This is a genomic window from Kitasatospora sp. NPDC001527, from assembly GCF_040298605.1.
Classification (GTDB): domain Bacteria; phylum Actinomycetota; class Actinomycetes; order Streptomycetales; family Streptomycetaceae; genus Kitasatospora.
The window spans coordinates 1-14,168 of sequence record NZ_JBEPAM010000094.1 but is presented as its reverse complement, the minus strand read 5'-3'; the positions used below and the strand labels follow the sequence as shown (position 1 = coordinate 14,168).

Genomic DNA, 14,168 nt, shown 5'->3' with positions numbered 1-14,168 from the left:
CCTTTTTTTATTCATCCGCCGACCACCGATATCTACACGAACAAACCAACACTCTTACCCTCCACCACGCTCTTCCGATCTCTCGAAGCCCGCCACCAGAAGCACGGAGTGGGAAGTCGGTTCGACCGACTTCCCACTCCGTTGCTTTCCTCGTTGCTTCATCTGGCGAGGCGGAGACGGGTGATGCCGGGCTTCGGGGGAGGCCTCGAAGCCCGGCATCACCGGTGGAGCGGGGGTGGGTCAGTTGTGGGCGTGGAGGTCGGCGTTCAGGCCGCCCCAGGAGCCGGAGCGGGCGATGACCTCGACGGCGCCGGTCTGCGAGTTGCGGCGGAAGAGGAGGTTGTCCTGGCCGGACAGCTCGACGGCCTTGGCCACGGCGCCGTCCGGGGTGGTGACCCGGGTGCCGGCGGTGACGTAGAGGCCGGCCTCGACGACGCAGTCGTTGCCGAGGGAGATGCCGATGCCCGCGTTGGCGCCCAGCAGGCAGCGCTCGCCGACGGAGACGACCTGCTTGCCGCCGCCCGACAGGGTGCCCATGATCGAGGCGCCGCCGCCGATGTCGCTGTGGTCGCCGACCACGACGCCCGCGCTGATCCGGCCCTCGACCATCGAGGTGCCGAGGGTGCCGGCGTTGAAGTTGACGAAGCCCTCGTGCATCACGGTGGTGCCCGCGGCCAGGTGCGCGCCGAGGCGGACGCGGTCCGCGTGGGCGATGCGCACGCCGGACGGGGCGACGTAGTCGGTCATCCGCGGGAACTTGTCGATCCCGTACACGGCGAGCTGCCCGCCCTGGGCGCGCACGGCCAGCCGGGCCTGCTCGACCTTGTCCACCGGGACCGGGCCGATGCTGGTCCACGCCACGTTGGCCAGCAGGCCGAAGATCCCGTCCAGGTTCAGGCCGTGCGGCCGGACCAGGCGGTGGCTGAGCAGGTGCAGGCGCAGGAAGGCGTCGTGCGCGTCGAGCGGCTTCTCGTCCAGCGAGGCGATGGTGGTGCGCACGGCGACCACCTCGACGCCACGGCGGGCGTCGGCGCGCAGCGCCTCGGCGGCGCCCGCGCCCAGCTCGGCCTCGGCCTGGTCGGCGGTCAGGAGGACGGTCCCGGCCGGGCCGGCCTCGGCGGTCAGCACGGGGGCCGGGTACCAGGTGTCGAGGACGGTGCCGTCCGCGGCGATGGTGGCCAGACCTGCGGCAACGGCGCCGCTCACGGGGGTGGTGGATTCTGCAGTCACATCGTGCACGTTAACGAATCCGGGCCGCCGGTGCCGAACACGCTCACCGTCCGGACGGGCACGTCGGCCGCGGGCCGCGACAAAATGCGGTGCTGGGGGAGTCGCTCCTGGGCGATACTCCGACGGGTGTTCATGTCGATCTCCACCACCGGTATCGCCGACAGCCCGGCCACTGACCTGGGCTTTCTGCTGCACAAGCACCCCGACCGGGTCCAGCGCTTCTCCACGGCGCACGGCGAGGCGCACGTCTTCTACCCGGAGGCGGGCGACGAGGCCTGCACGGCCGTGCTGCTGCTCGACGTCGACCCGATCGCGCTGGTCCACAAGGGCCGTGGCAAGGGCCGCGCCGGCTCGCCCGACTTCGCGCTCGCCCAGTACGTCAACGACCGCCCGTACGCGGCGTCCTCGTTGCTCGCGGTGGCGCTGCGCACGGTCTTCCGGACGGCCATGAAGGGCGTCTGCGAGGCCCGCCCCGGGCTGGCCGACCGGCCCCGCCCGCTGCGGATCTCGCTGCCGGCCGTGCCCGTCGGCGGAGGCGAGGGCGGCGGCCAGGGCGGCGGCGTGGCGCTGGCGGTGCGGCTCTTCGAGCCGCTGGGCTGGCGGGTCGAGGCGTCGGCGGTCCCGCTGGACGAGAAATTCCCCGAGTGGGGCGAGTCCCGCTACGTCCGCCTGGAGCTGTCGGCGGAGCTGGCCCGGCCGGCGGACGCGCTGCAGCAGCTGTACGTGCTGCTGCCGGCGCTGGACGGTGCCAAGCACTACTGGGTCGCCCCGGACGAGGTCGACAAGCTGCTCGCCGCCGGCGAGGGCTGGCTGGCCGGCCACCCGGAGCGGGCCCTGATCACCCGTCGCTACCTGTCGCGCCGCTGGTCGCTGACCCGGCGGGCGATGGAGCGCCTGGAGCTGGCCCGGCTGGCGGAGGCCGACGACCGCGAGGCCGACGAGGTCGACAACGCGATCGACGACAGCACGATCGACGACGCCACGGCCGACGACAACGCGGAGCGACCGGAGCGGCCCGAGCAGCCGGAGCAGGCCGAGGAGCGGCCGCCCTCGCTGGCCGAGCAGCGCCGCACCGCGATCCTCGCCGCGCTGCGCGAGGTCGGCGCGGCCCGGGTGGCCGACCTCGGCTGCGGGCAGGGCGAGCTGATCGGCGCACTGCTGGCCGACCCGGCGTTCACCGAGGTGCTGGGCGTCGACGTGTCGGTGCGGGCGCTGTCCGCGGCCGCCCGCCGGCTGCGGCTGGACCGGATGCCGGAGCGCAAGGCGAGCCGCGTGCGCCTGGTCCAGGGCGCGCTGACGTACACGGACGCGCGGCTGAAGGGCTTCGACGCGGCCGTGCTCTGCGAGGTGATCGAGCACCTGGACCTGCCGCGGCTGCCCGCCCTGGAGTACGCCGTGTTCGGCGCGGCCCGGCCGCCGGCGGTGGTCGTCACGACGCCGAACTCCGGGTACAACGTCCGGTGGGAGAGCCTGCCGGCCGGTCACCTCCGGCACGCCGACCACCGCTTCGAGTGGGACCGCGCCGAGTTCCGCGACTGGGCCGGGCGGGTCGCCGCCGCCTACGGCTACACGGTCGACATCCGTCCGGTCGGCCCCGAGGACGCCGAGGTCGGCGCCCCCACACAGCTCGCCCTGTTCCGCCTCGGTGACGGAGCTGGCACCGGAACCACCGGAACCACCGGAACCACCACCACGACGCCCGAAGGGGGCGAGACCCGATGACCGACGAGACCCGGACCGAGACCGGCGAAACCGAGACCGGCGAAACCGGGCCGACGGACGCCGCGTCGACCGCCCCCCGCCGCCTGCCGGTGACGGACGTCTCCCTGGTCGTGCTGATCGGCACCAGCGGCGCGGGCAAGTCCAGCTTCGCCCGCAAGCACTTCCTGCCCACCCAGGTCGTCTCCTCCGACTTCTGCCGCGGCCTGGTGGCCGACGACGAGAACGACCAGTCCGCCTCCGCCGAGGCCTTCGACGTGCTGCACTACATCGTCGGCAAGCGCCTCGCCGCCGGCCGGCTGACCGTCGTGGACGCCACCAACGTGCAGCCCGAGGGCCGCCGGCAGCTGGTCCGGATCGCCCGCGAGCACGACGTGCTGCCGATCGCCATCGTGCTGGACGTCCCGCCCGGCGTCTGCGCCGAGCGCAACCGCTCCCGCCCGGACCGCCGGCTGCCCGCGCACGTGGTGCCGCGCCAGCACCGCGAGCTGCGCCGCTCCCTGCGCGGCCTGGAGCGCGAGGGCTTCCGCAAGGTGCACGTGCTGCGCGGCGAGGCCGAGGTCGAGGCCGCCGAGATCGTGCCGGAGAAGCGCTTCAACGACCTGCGCCACCTCACCGGCCCGTTCGACATCGTCGGCGACATCCACGGCTGCCGCTCGGAGCTGGAGACCCTGCTGACCCGGCTGGGCTGGACCCTGGTCCGGGACGACGCCGGGCGCCCGGTGGACGCGGTGCACCCGGCGGGCCGCACGGCCGTCTTCGTCGGCGACCTGGTGGACCGCGGGCCGGACACGCCGGGCGTGCTGCGCCTGGTGATGGGCATGGTGGCGGCCGGGCACGCGATCTGCGTGCCGGGCAACCACGAGAACAAGCTCGGCCGGGCGATGGACGGCAGGAAGGTCACCGTCTCGCACGGCCTCCAGGAGTCGCTGGACCAGCTGGCGGGCGAGTCCGAGGAGTTCCGGGCCGAGGTGCGGGCGTTCATCCGCGGCCTGGTCAGCCACTACCTGCTGGACGGCGGCGCCCTCGTGGTGTGCCACGCCGGCCTTCCGGAGAAGTACCACGGCCGGGCCTCCGGCCGGGTGCGCTCGCACGCCCTGTACGGGGACACCACCGGCGAGACCGACGAGTACGGCCTGCCGGTGCGCTACCCGTGGGCGGAGGAGTACCGGGGCCGGGCGCTGGTGGTCTACGGCCACACGCCCGTCCCGGCGGCGTCCTTCCTCAACAACACCATCTGCCTGGACACCGGCTGCGTCTTCGGCGGCAGCCTGACCGCGCTGCGCTACCCGGAGCGGGAGCTGGTCGGTGTCGAGGCCGAGCAGGAGTGGTACGCGCCGGTGCGGCCGATGCACACCGACGCGCCGGGTGCCCGGGAGGGCCGCCCGCTGGACCTCGCCGACGTGGCGGGCCGCCGGGTGGTGGAGACCTCGCTGCACGGCCGGGTCGCGGTCCGGGAGGAGAACGCGGCGGCGGCCCTGGAGGTGATGAGCCGGTTCGCGATCGACCCCCGGCTGCTCGCCTACCTGCCGCCGACCATGGCGCCGAGCGCGACCTCGGGCCGGGCCGGCCACCTGGAGCACCCCGACGAGGCCTTCGCCGCCTACCGGGCGGAGGGCGTCGAGCGGGTGGTCTGCGAGGAGAAGCACATGGGCTCCCGCGCGGTGGTGCTGGTGGCGCGGGACGCTGCCGCGCTGGAGAAGCGGTTCGGGGTGAGCGGGCCGGGCGCGATCTGGACCCGCACCGGCCGGGCGTTCCTCGGGGACGGCGCGCTCACCGCCGCGCTGCTGGACCGGGTGCGGGCGGCCGCCGAGCGCTCCGGGCTGTTCGAGGAACTGGGCACCGGCTGGCTGCTGCTGGACGCCGAGCTGATGCCGTGGTCGCTGAAGGCGGTCGAGCTGCTGCGCCGCCAGTACGCGGCGGTCGGCGCCGCGGCGGTCGGCGCCGCGGCGGGCGCGGCGCTGCCGCAGGTGCTGGCCGCGCTGGAGCGGGCCGGCGGGCGCGGGCTGGACGTGGCGGCGCTGACCGGGCGCCAGCGGCAGCGCGCCGCCGACGCGCAGGCGTTCACCGAGGCGTACCGGCGGTACTGCTGGCCGACCGAGGGCCTGGCCGGGATCCGGCTGGCGCCGTTCCAGGTGCTGGCCGCCGAGGGGGCGAACCTCGCGGTGCGCCCGCACGACGAGCACCTCGCCTGGATCGACCGGCTGGTCGAGGCCGACGAGGCGCGGACGGGCGACACCGGCCCCGGCCCGCTGCTGCACCGCACCGGCCGGCTGGTGGTGGACACCACCGACGAGGCGTCCGTCGCCGCGGGCGTCGCCTGGTGGGAGCGGCTGACCGGGGCGGGCGGCGAGGGCATGGTGGTCAAGCCGCTGGCCTCGCTGGTGCGCCGAGGGGCGGGGGAGGGCCGCCCGGGCACTCTGGTGCAGCCCGGAGTGAAGGTGCGCGGGCGCGAGTACCTGCGGATCATCTACGGTCCGGACTACACCGAGCACCTGGACCGGCTGCGCCGGCGCTTCCTCGGGCACAAGCGCTCGCTGGCGCTGCGCGAGTACGCGCTGGGGCTGGAGGCGCTGGACCGGCTGGCGGCGGGTGAGCCGCTCTGGCGGGTCCACGAACCGGTCTTCGCCGTCCTCGCCCTGGAGTCGGAGCCGGTGGACCCGCGCCTGTGACGGGTGGGGCGGGCGGAAAGCAGAGATGCTGCATATAAATTCTGAGCATCGTATAGACTTGCTGCTTTCCGCCCGTCGTCGTCACCGTCATCATCACCGTCACACCCAGGAGCCCGGCATGGCGTTCAACCTCCGGAACAGGCACTTCCTCAAGGAGCTCGACTTCACGCCCCAGGAGTTCCGCTTCCTGGTGGACCTCGCCGCCACGCTCAAGGCCGCGAAGTACGCGGGCACCGAGCAGCCGCGGCTGCGCGGCAGGAACATCGCGCTGATCTTCGAGAAGACCTCCACCCGCACGCGCTGCGCCTTCGAGGTCGCCGCCCACGACCAGGGCGCCACCACCACCTACCTGGACCCGGCCGGCTCGCAGATCGGCCACAAGGAGTCGATCAAGGACACCGCCCGGGTGCTCGGCCGGATGTTCGACGGCATCGAGTACCGGGGGCACGGCCAGGCGGTGGTAGAGGAGCTGGCCGCGTACGCCGGGGTGCCGGTCTGGAACGGCCTCACCGACGAGTGGCACCCCACCCAGATGCTGGCCGACGTGCTCACCATCACCGAGCACACCGCCGAGCCGCTCACCGAGGTGGCCCTCGCCTACCTCGGCGACGCCCGCTCCAACATGGGTAACTCGCTGCTGGTCACCGGCGCGCTGCTCGGCATGGACATCCGCATCGTCGCCCCGCGCGCCCTGTGGCCGGACGAGGAGGTGCAGAAGGCCGCGCGGGCGCTCGCCGAGACCAGCGGTGCCCGGATCACCCTCACCGAGGACGTCGCCGAAGGCGTGGCCGGGGCCGACTTCCTCTACACCGACGTCTGGGTCTCGATGGGCGAGCCCAAGGAGGTCTGGGCCGAGCGGATCGCGCTGCTCAAGCCCTACCAGGTGTCGATGGAGACGGTGCGGGCCACCGGCAACCCGCAGGTGAAGTTCCTGCACTGCCTGCCGGCCTTCCACGACCTGGGCACGGCGGTCGGCCGGCAGCTGTTCGAGGAGACCGGCATGGCCGAGCTGGAGTGCACCGACGAGCTGTTCGAGTCGGCGCACTCCGTCGTCTTCGACCAGGCCGAGAACCGGCTGCACACCATCAAGGCCGTCCTGGTCGCCACGCTCGGCGGCTGACGCGAGCGGCTCCTACCGCGCCGCGTCCGCCGCCTGCGCCCCGTCCGGGTCGTCCAGGTTCACGCAGGCGACCCGGTCGGCGGCGCCGTGCGCCCCGGCCGGTTCGCCCGCGTGCAGGACCAGCGAGCGGGCCTCGCCCGGCCGGGGCCGCCAGGCCACCGCCGCGGCGGCGGTGCCCTCGCCCCGCCCGTCGGTGCGCAGGGCGAGCCGCAGCTCGTTGCGGCCGTTGGCGTACGCGGGGTCGGTGGACGGGCTCACCGGGTCCACCACGTCCTGGTAGTGCGGACCGGACGCGGCCGGGTCGGCCCCGCACCTGCCGGTGTGCAGGTGCACCGGGAACTCGTGGCCGGCGGCCACCCCGGCCAGGCTCACGGTCAGGACCGTCCGGCCGGGCAGCGAGCGGTCCACCACCACCCGCACGTGCGAGCCGTACGGCACCAGGTCCGGCGCGTGGCTGATCGCGGACGGCGGCACGAACGCGGTGGCCGGGTCGAAGTCGGCCTCGGTGACCGAGACCGGGGCGGCGGCGGCCAGCAGGGCGAGCGGGAGCAGCGCGGCGGCGAGCGGAGCGGGCATCGGCGAACCTCTTCGGGTGGGGGGCGGGAGGCCGGACGCTCCGTTCAACGGCGCGCACCGCCCCCCGGACACGCCCGCGCTAGCCGTCGGCCCGGCGGATCCCCCGGATCTCGCAGCGCGGCCCGCTGGCCCGCATCAGCCGCAGGTCTGCGGTGACCAGCGGCGCCCCGAGCCGCTCCGCCACCGCCACGTAGGCGGCGTCGTCCGGCGTGAGGTTGTCCTTCAGCTCCCAGATCCGCCCGAGCAGCGGCTCGACCGGGACCTTGCGGATCGTCAGGCCCGGCAGCTCGGCGGCGAGCTCGCCGACCCGTTCGGCGGTGAGTTCGCGCGCCAGGTAGAGGCCGCGCAGCGACTGCATCACCTCGATGACGACGTGTTCGGGCGCCGCCCAGTCCCCGTCCGCGGCCAGTTCGGCGCGGGCCGCGGCCCCCCGTTCGCCTTCGTCGGCCAGCGCCAGCACCAGCGCGGACGCGTCCACCACGATCATCGGTCGGCCCCCGTATCCGTTCCCGTCCCGTCATTCCGGGGTCACCGTACCGGGATGGGGTCGCCGGCCGGGGCGGAGGGGGCACCGGGACCCGGGTCCTCGTTGGAGTAGGGCTGGACGGCCTGCTCGGCCTGCTGCGCGGCCTCGGGGGTGATCCACTCCTGGAAGCGGGTGTCCATCGCGATGGCCTTGATCTGGTCGAGGGTGAGTGGCAGCCCGCTGCGGATCTGTTCGGGGGCGGCCGCGCCGGCCACCGTCGCCGTGTTGTTGACGTTGACCCGGACCTGGGTGCCGTCCGGGCGCAGCAGGTCGACGGTGCGGAAGAGCCGCTCGCCCTGGGCCAGCTCGGTGATCAGCAGGCGGCTGCCGTCCGGGAGGGCGGAGTCGGAGCAGTACTGGTACTGGTTGGTCGCGTTGGCCCCGGCGCAGGTGTAGTGCTTGTCGTAGAAGGCGGTGACCAGGTCCTGGTCGGAGCCCGGCTGGGCGGTGGTGAGGAGGGTGAGCGGGGCCTGGTTGGAGCCCGGCTGGGCGGTGGCGAGGAAGGTGAGGCTGCCGGAGGCGCCGACCATGGTGACGGAGACGGTGGCCGGGCCGTTCCCGTCGTCGTAGAGGACGGTGCCGCCGCTCTGCACGCTGGGCCGGGCCGGTCCGCTCACGAACGCGTGGTCGGCGTAGTAGATCATCGACGTGATGACCGCGGAGCGGCCGGAGTAGCCGGAGGTGGTGGCGCCGGCCGGCAGGGTCTGCAGCAGGGTGTGGACGGTGGCGCGGCCGGTCATGGCGACCTTGCCGGCGTTGGCCCCGGTGCCGGGCTGCTGCTGCTCGGGGCCGGACGAGGGCTTCGGCAGCGGGGCCGGGAACGCGCCTCCCGCGGCGGGTGCGACGCCGGGCCCGTCGCCGGAGTGCAGGCCGAGCGTGCCGCCGACGGTCAGCACGGCGACGGCGGCGACCGCGCCGGCCACGGTGGCCCGGCGGCGGCGCCGGATGCGGCGGCCGTGCTCGGCGGCGCCGGCGACCAGCGGTCCGAGGTCGGCGCCGACGCCGTCCATCGCCCGCTCGAAGGTGTCGGTGAGCCCCTGGGTGTTCCGGGGGTCGTTCGGTGCGTCCATTGCTGGTTCCTCGGTTTCTTCGGGATGAGCCGGATGAGCCGGATGAACTGGACAGGCAGGATGAGCCGGATGAATCGGGTGCGGTGGACGGTGCGGGGGCGTCAGGGGGCGGTGAGCTGCTCGGCGGCCTGGTCCCCGAGCACGCCGCGCAGCCGTCCGAGGGCGCGCAGCGCCTGGCTGCGCACCGCCCCGGGGCTGAGACCGAGTTCGGCGGCGGTCTCCTCGACGCTGCGGTCCTCCCAGTACCGCAGGACCAGGACGGCCCGGTCCCGGGGTGACAGCTCGGCGAGCGCGGCGAGCAGGGTGACCCGCAGCGCCGGGTCGCCGGCCGCGGGGTCGGGGCTGCCGGGAGGTTCCGGCAGGTCGCCGGGGGCGGGCCGTTCGCCACTGCGCCGCAGCCGCCGGTGGGAGAGGTGGGTGCGCACGAGCACGCCGCGGGCGTAGGCCTCCTGGTGCTCGGCGCGGCGGACCTTGGGCCAGGCGGCGTAGAGCTTGGCGAGGGTGGTCTGGGTGAGGTCCTCGGCGAGGTGCCAGTCCCCGCAGAGCAGCAGGGCGGTGCGGAAGAGGTGCTGTCCGCGGGCGTGGGCGAAGGCCTCGAACTCGGCGTTCTCCGCGGTACGTCGCGTCTTCCCGATCACGCTGTTCCCTGCCCCTCGCGTCCCGCGGACGGCGCCCGTCCGTCCCCTGTACCCGGATAGACGCGTGAGCCGGGGGCGCGCGTTACGGGGGGTTCGGCGGGGGTTCGGGGAGGATGCACCCGGTGGAGGCAGGCTGGAGGTGGTGCCGACGTGGCGGACTTCGCGGCATGCACTATGGTTTATCTCGACATCGAGATAACTCCGCCTTACGATATATCTCGACATCAAGATACTTGCCGAGAGGCGCTCACCGGCGGTGCGGGCAAGGTCAGCCTAAGTAAGGGTGACCTTACCACCGTGGCGGCCGGAAACCGCGCGAAGCACCTAGAAGGAGTCAGTCGTGTCCGCGAACAGCTTCGACGCCCGCAGCTCGCTGCAGGTGGGCGACGAGTCGTACGAGATCTTCAAGCTCTCCGCCGTCGAGGGCTCCGAGCGGCTGCCCTACAGCCTCAAGGTGCTGCTGGAGAACCTGCTCCGCACCGAGGACGGCGCCAACATCACCGCGGAGCACATCCGCGCCCTCGGCACCTGGGACGCCGACGCCCAGCCGAGCCAGGAGATCCAGTTCACCCCGGCCCGCGTGATCATGCAGGACTTCACCGGTGTGCCGTGCGTGGTCGACCTCGCCACCATGCGCGAGGCCGTCAAGGAGCTGGGCGGCGACCCGGCCAAGATCAACCCGCTGGCCCCGGCCGAGCTGGTCATCGACCACTCCGTCATCGCCGACAAGTTCGGCACCCCGGACGCCTTCGTCCAGAACGTCGAGATCGAGTACGGCCGCAACAAGGAGCGCTACCAGTTCCTGCGCTGGGGCCAGACCGCGTTCGACGAGTTCAAGGTCGTCCCGCCGGGCACCGGCATCGTCCACCAGGTCAACATCGAGCACCTGGCCCGCACCGTCATGGTCCGCGGCGGCCAGGCGTACCCGGACACCTGCGTCGGCACCGACTCGCACACCACCATGGTCAACGGCCTGGGTGTGCTGGGCTGGGGCGTCGGCGGCATCGAGGCCGAGGCCGCGATGCTCGGCCAGCCGGTCTCCATGCTGATCCCGCGCGTCGTCGGCTTCAAGCTGACCGGCGAGCTGCCGGCCGGCACCACCGCCACCGACCTGGTGCTCACCATCACCGAGATGCTGCGCAAGCACGGTGTGGTCGGCAAGTTCGTCGAGTTCTACGGCGACGGCATCGGCGCGATCCCGCTGGCCAACCGCGCCACCATCGGCAACATGTCGCCGGAGTTCGGCTCGACCTGCGCGATCTTCCCGATCGACGCCGAGACCATCAACTACCTGAAGCTCACCGGCCGCGACGAGCAGCAGCTCGCCCTGGTCGAGGCGTACGCCAAGGAGCAGGGTCTCTGGCACGACCCGTCGCACGAGCCGGTCTACTCCGAGTACCTGGAGCTGGACGTCTCCACCGTCGTCCCGTCGATCTCCGGCCCGAAGCGCCCGCAGGACCGCGTGGTCCTCGCCGAGGCCGCCGAGAAGTTCGCCGAGGCGCTGCCGGCCTACTCGGCCGAGGCCTCCAAGCCGACCACCGTCACCGCCCCCGACGGCGCGTCGTACCAGATCGACAACGGCGCGGTCGTGATCGCCTCGATCACCTCCTGCACCAACACCTCCAACCCCTCCGTCATGCTGGGCGCCGCCCTGCTGGCGAAGAAGGCCGTGGAGAAGGGCCTGACGGTCAAGCCCTGGGTCAAGACCACCCTGGCGCCCGGCTCCAAGGTCGTCATGGACTACTACGAGAAGGCCGGCCTGCTCCCGTACATGGAGAAGCTGGGCTTCAACCTGGTCGGCTACGGCTGCGTGACCTGCATCGGCAACTCGGGCCCGCTGCCCGAGGAGGTCTCGGCCGCGGTCAACGAGTCCGACCTGGCCGTCGTCTCGGTGCTCTCCGGCAACCGCAACTTCGAGGGCCGGATCAACCCCGACGTCAAGATGAACTACCTGGCCTCCCCGCCGCTGGTGGTCGCCTACGCCCTCGCCGGCAACATGAACGTCGACATCACCAAGGACGCCCTGGGCCAGGACGCCGACGGCAACGACGTCTTCCTCGCCGACATCTGGCCGTCCGAGCAGGAGGTCGCCGACACCGTCGCCGGCTCCATCGACGAGGCCATGTTCGACAAGGGCTACCAGGACGTCTTCGCCGGTGACCACCGCTGGCAGTCGCTCCCGGTCCCGACCGGCAACACCTTCGAGTGGGACGCCGAGTCCACCTACGTCCGCAAGCCCCCGTACTTCGAGGGCATGGCCAAGACCCCGAGCCCGGTGACCGACATCGCCGGCGCCCGCGTCCTGGCCAAGCTGGGCGACTCGGTCACCACCGACCACATCTCCCCGGCCGGCAACATCAAGCCGGGCACCCCGGCGGCGCAGTACCTGACCGCCAACGGTGTCGAGAAGCGTGACTTCAACTCCTACGGCTCGCGCCGCGGCAACCACGAGGTCATGATCCGCGGCACCTTCGCCAACATCCGCCTGCGCAACCAGATCGCGCCGGGCACCGAGGGCGGCTACACCCGCGACTTCACCCAGGCCGACGGCCCGGTGTCGTTCATCTACGACGCCTCGCAGAACTACCAGGCCGCCGGCACCCCGCTGGTCGTCCTGGCCGGCAAGGAGTACGGCTCCGGCTCGTCCCGCGACTGGGCCGCCAAGGGCACCGCGCTGCTCGGCGTCAAGGCCGTCGTCGCCGAGTCCTACGAGCGCATCCACCGCTCGAACCTCATCGGCATGGGCGTCCTGCCGCTGCAGTTCCCGGAGGGCGAGAACGCCGACTCCCTCGGCCTGACCGGCGAGGAGACCTTCTCCATCACCGGCGTCACCGAGCTCAACGAGGGCCGCACCCCGGCGACCGTCAAGGTCGAGGCCGTCGGCGCGGACGGGACCGGCAAGGAGTTCGACGCGGTCGTGCGCATCGACACCCCCGGTGAGGCGGACTACTACCGCAACGGCGGTATCCTGCAGTACGTGCTGCGCAGCCTGATCAACGGCTGAGCACCGCGCTGAGCGCCGAGGAGGCCGGACCGCACCCGCGGTCCGGCCTCCTTCGCTTTGCCCGCCCGACGCCCGCGCTTTGCCGGTCTTTTGCATAGTGCGCCGACCCGGTCGGACCCCTTGTGCGGTGAGGGCGCGATGGGCTAAACCTCTGTCCCAGCTGGTCCAGACCAATTGACGCTGCTTCAGAGAATAGGTCCGGTATGCCCATTCGCCGCCCCGCCCTGCTCGCCGCCGCCACCGTCGCCGCGCTGCTCGCCTCCACCGCCGCCACCGCCACGGCCAGTGCCGCCGACGGCGCCAAGGGCCCCAAGCTGAAGGGCCAGCGGGTCGGTTACTTCACCTCGTGGGGTGCCGACAGCACCGCCAAGCGGGTCCAGCAGACCGGCCAGGCCGGCCGGCTGACCGTGATCAACTACGCCTTCGGCAACGTCTCCGCCGAGGGCACCTGTTTCGAGAGCAACGAGGCCGGCCAGGGCGACGCCTGGAACGACTACCAGCGCCCCTTCTCCGCCGCCGACTCGGTGGACGGCGTCGCCGACGCCCCGGGCCAGGCGCTCAAGGGCCACTTCAACCAGCTGCGCAAGCTCAAGGCGCAGAACCCCCAGCTCAAGGTCGTCATCTCGCTGGGCGGCTGGAGCTGGTCCAAGTACTTCTCGGACGCCGCCGCCACCGACGAGGCCCGCAAGAAGTTCGTCTCCTCCTGCATCGACCTCTACATGAAGGGCGACGTGCCGCGGCTGGCCGACTCCCCGGAGGGCGGCGCCGGCGTGGCCGCGGGCGTCTTCGACGGCATCGACGTCGACTGGGAGTACCCGGGCGGCGGCGGTGACGCGGGCAACGTGGTCCGCCCCGAGGACGGCCGCAACTTCACCCTGCTGATGGACGAGTTCCGCGAGCAGCTGGACGAGCTGGCCGACGAGCGCGCCCGGGCGGGCAAGGGCAAGGGCAAGAAGCCCGAGCACTACCTGCTGACCGCCGCCGTCGCCGCCAACGAGACCGTCGCCGACCGGCTGGAGCTGCCCGAGCTCGCCGAGTCCGTCGACTGGCTCAACCTCATGACCTACGACCTGCACGGGCCGTGGGAGGGCAAGGGCCCGACCAACCACCACTCCCCGCTCTACTCCGACCCCACCGACCCGGACGCGCGCCAGCGCAGCTCCGACAAGGCCGTCGACCACTACGCCCAGCGCGGTCTGCCCTCCCAGCAGACCGTCCTCGGCACCCCGTTCTACGGCCACGGCTGGACCGGCGTGCCGGCCGGCAACCGCAACGGCCTCCACCAGAAGGCCACCGGCACCGTGCCGGACCTCACCTACAAGGAGCTCAACGCGCTGCCCGGCTCCACCACCTACGTGGACCGCGACCACGGCGCGTCCTGGAAGTACGACGGCACCACCTTCTACAGCTTCGACTCGGCCGAGGTGCTCACCGAGAAGGCCCGCTACGCCCGCTGGAACGACCTGGCCGGTGTGATGGTCTGGGCGCTGGACGGCGACGACGCGCAGGGCAGCGCGATGGCCGCCCTGGACAAGGGTCTGCGCGGCAAGTGACCCGGCGCTGACCGGTCGTGAGAACGGCGGGGCCCGCCGCGACACGCGTCGCGGCGGGCC

At 72.8% G+C, this 14,168-nt stretch carries 10 protein-coding genes; 5 read left to right on the top strand and 5 right to left on the bottom strand.

Going from position 1 to position 14,168, the window contains the following annotated elements; translation table 11 throughout:
- Positions 1-240: 240 nt before the first annotated feature.
- Positions 241-1,230 carry a 2,3,4,5-tetrahydropyridine-2,6-dicarboxylate N-succinyltransferase gene (dapD, locus tag ABT238_RS37980; RefSeq protein ID WP_502884338.1) on the bottom strand — a complete coding sequence of 330 codons (990 nt, stop codon included), beginning with the start codon at positions 1,228-1,230 and terminating at the stop codon, positions 241-243.
- 126 nt (positions 1,231-1,356) lie between these two features.
- Between dapD and ABT238_RS37975 the strand changes: the two genes are divergently transcribed.
- From ABT238_RS37975 to argF, 3 genes are all read left to right on the top strand, one after another.
- Positions 1,357-2,952 carry a 3' terminal RNA ribose 2'-O-methyltransferase Hen1 gene (locus ABT238_RS37975; RefSeq protein ID WP_350806901.1) on the top strand — a complete coding sequence of 532 codons (1,596 nt, stop codon included), beginning with the start codon at positions 1,357-1,359 and terminating at the stop codon, positions 2,950-2,952.
- Complete coding sequence (locus ABT238_RS37970) at positions 2,949-5,621, top strand: polynucleotide kinase-phosphatase (RefSeq protein WP_350806897.1); 2,673 nt, start codon at positions 2,949-2,951, stop codon at positions 5,619-5,621. Before ABT238_RS37975 ends, ABT238_RS37970 begins: the two co-directional genes overlap by 4 nt.
- A 118-nt stretch (positions 5,622-5,739) precedes the next feature.
- Positions 5,740-6,741 carry an ornithine carbamoyltransferase gene (gene argF / locus ABT238_RS37965; protein WP_350569332.1) on the top strand — a complete coding sequence of 334 codons (1,002 nt, stop codon included), beginning with the start codon at positions 5,740-5,742 and terminating at the stop codon, positions 6,739-6,741.
- A gap of 12 nt (positions 6,742-6,753) precedes the next feature.
- On the opposite strand, the gene ABT238_RS37960 is transcribed toward argF, so the two are convergent.
- The 4 genes from ABT238_RS37960 to ABT238_RS37945 all read right to left on the bottom strand — a co-directional run bounded on the left by ABT238_RS37960 (position 6,754) and on the right by ABT238_RS37945 (position 9,551).
- On the bottom strand, positions 6,754-7,317 hold the full coding sequence (locus tag ABT238_RS37960) for a superoxide dismutase family protein (protein ID WP_350806889.1): 564 nt from the start codon (positions 7,315-7,317) through the stop codon (positions 6,754-6,756).
- A 79-nt stretch (positions 7,318-7,396) separates the two neighbouring features.
- Positions 7,397-7,804 (bottom strand): type II toxin-antitoxin system VapC family toxin, encoded by a 408-nt coding sequence (locus ABT238_RS37955; protein ID WP_350806883.1) that lies wholly within the window; start codon positions 7,802-7,804, stop codon positions 7,397-7,399.
- Positions 7,805-7,845: 41 nt separating this feature from the next.
- Positions 7,846-8,913 (bottom strand): hypothetical protein, encoded by a 1,068-nt coding sequence (locus ABT238_RS37950; protein ID WP_350806879.1) that lies wholly within the window; start codon positions 8,911-8,913, stop codon positions 7,846-7,848.
- Positions 8,914-9,014: 101 nt separating this feature from the next.
- Positions 9,015-9,551: a SigE family RNA polymerase sigma factor gene (locus ABT238_RS37945; protein WP_350569326.1), complete on the bottom strand. Its 537-nt coding sequence runs from the start codon at positions 9,549-9,551 to the stop codon at positions 9,015-9,017.
- Positions 9,552-9,891: 340 nt separating this feature from the next.
- On the opposite strand from ABT238_RS37945, the gene acnA reads away from it, so the two are divergent.
- Positions 9,892-12,555 (top strand): aconitate hydratase AcnA, encoded by a 2,664-nt coding sequence (gene acnA / locus ABT238_RS37940; RefSeq protein WP_350569324.1) that lies wholly within the window; start codon positions 9,892-9,894, stop codon positions 12,553-12,555.
- A 203-nt stretch (positions 12,556-12,758) separates the two neighbouring features.
- Positions 12,759-14,108 (top strand): glycoside hydrolase family 18 protein, encoded by a 1,350-nt coding sequence (locus ABT238_RS37935; protein ID WP_350806867.1) that lies wholly within the window; start codon positions 12,759-12,761, stop codon positions 14,106-14,108.
- Positions 14,109-14,168: the final 60 nt, after the last annotated feature.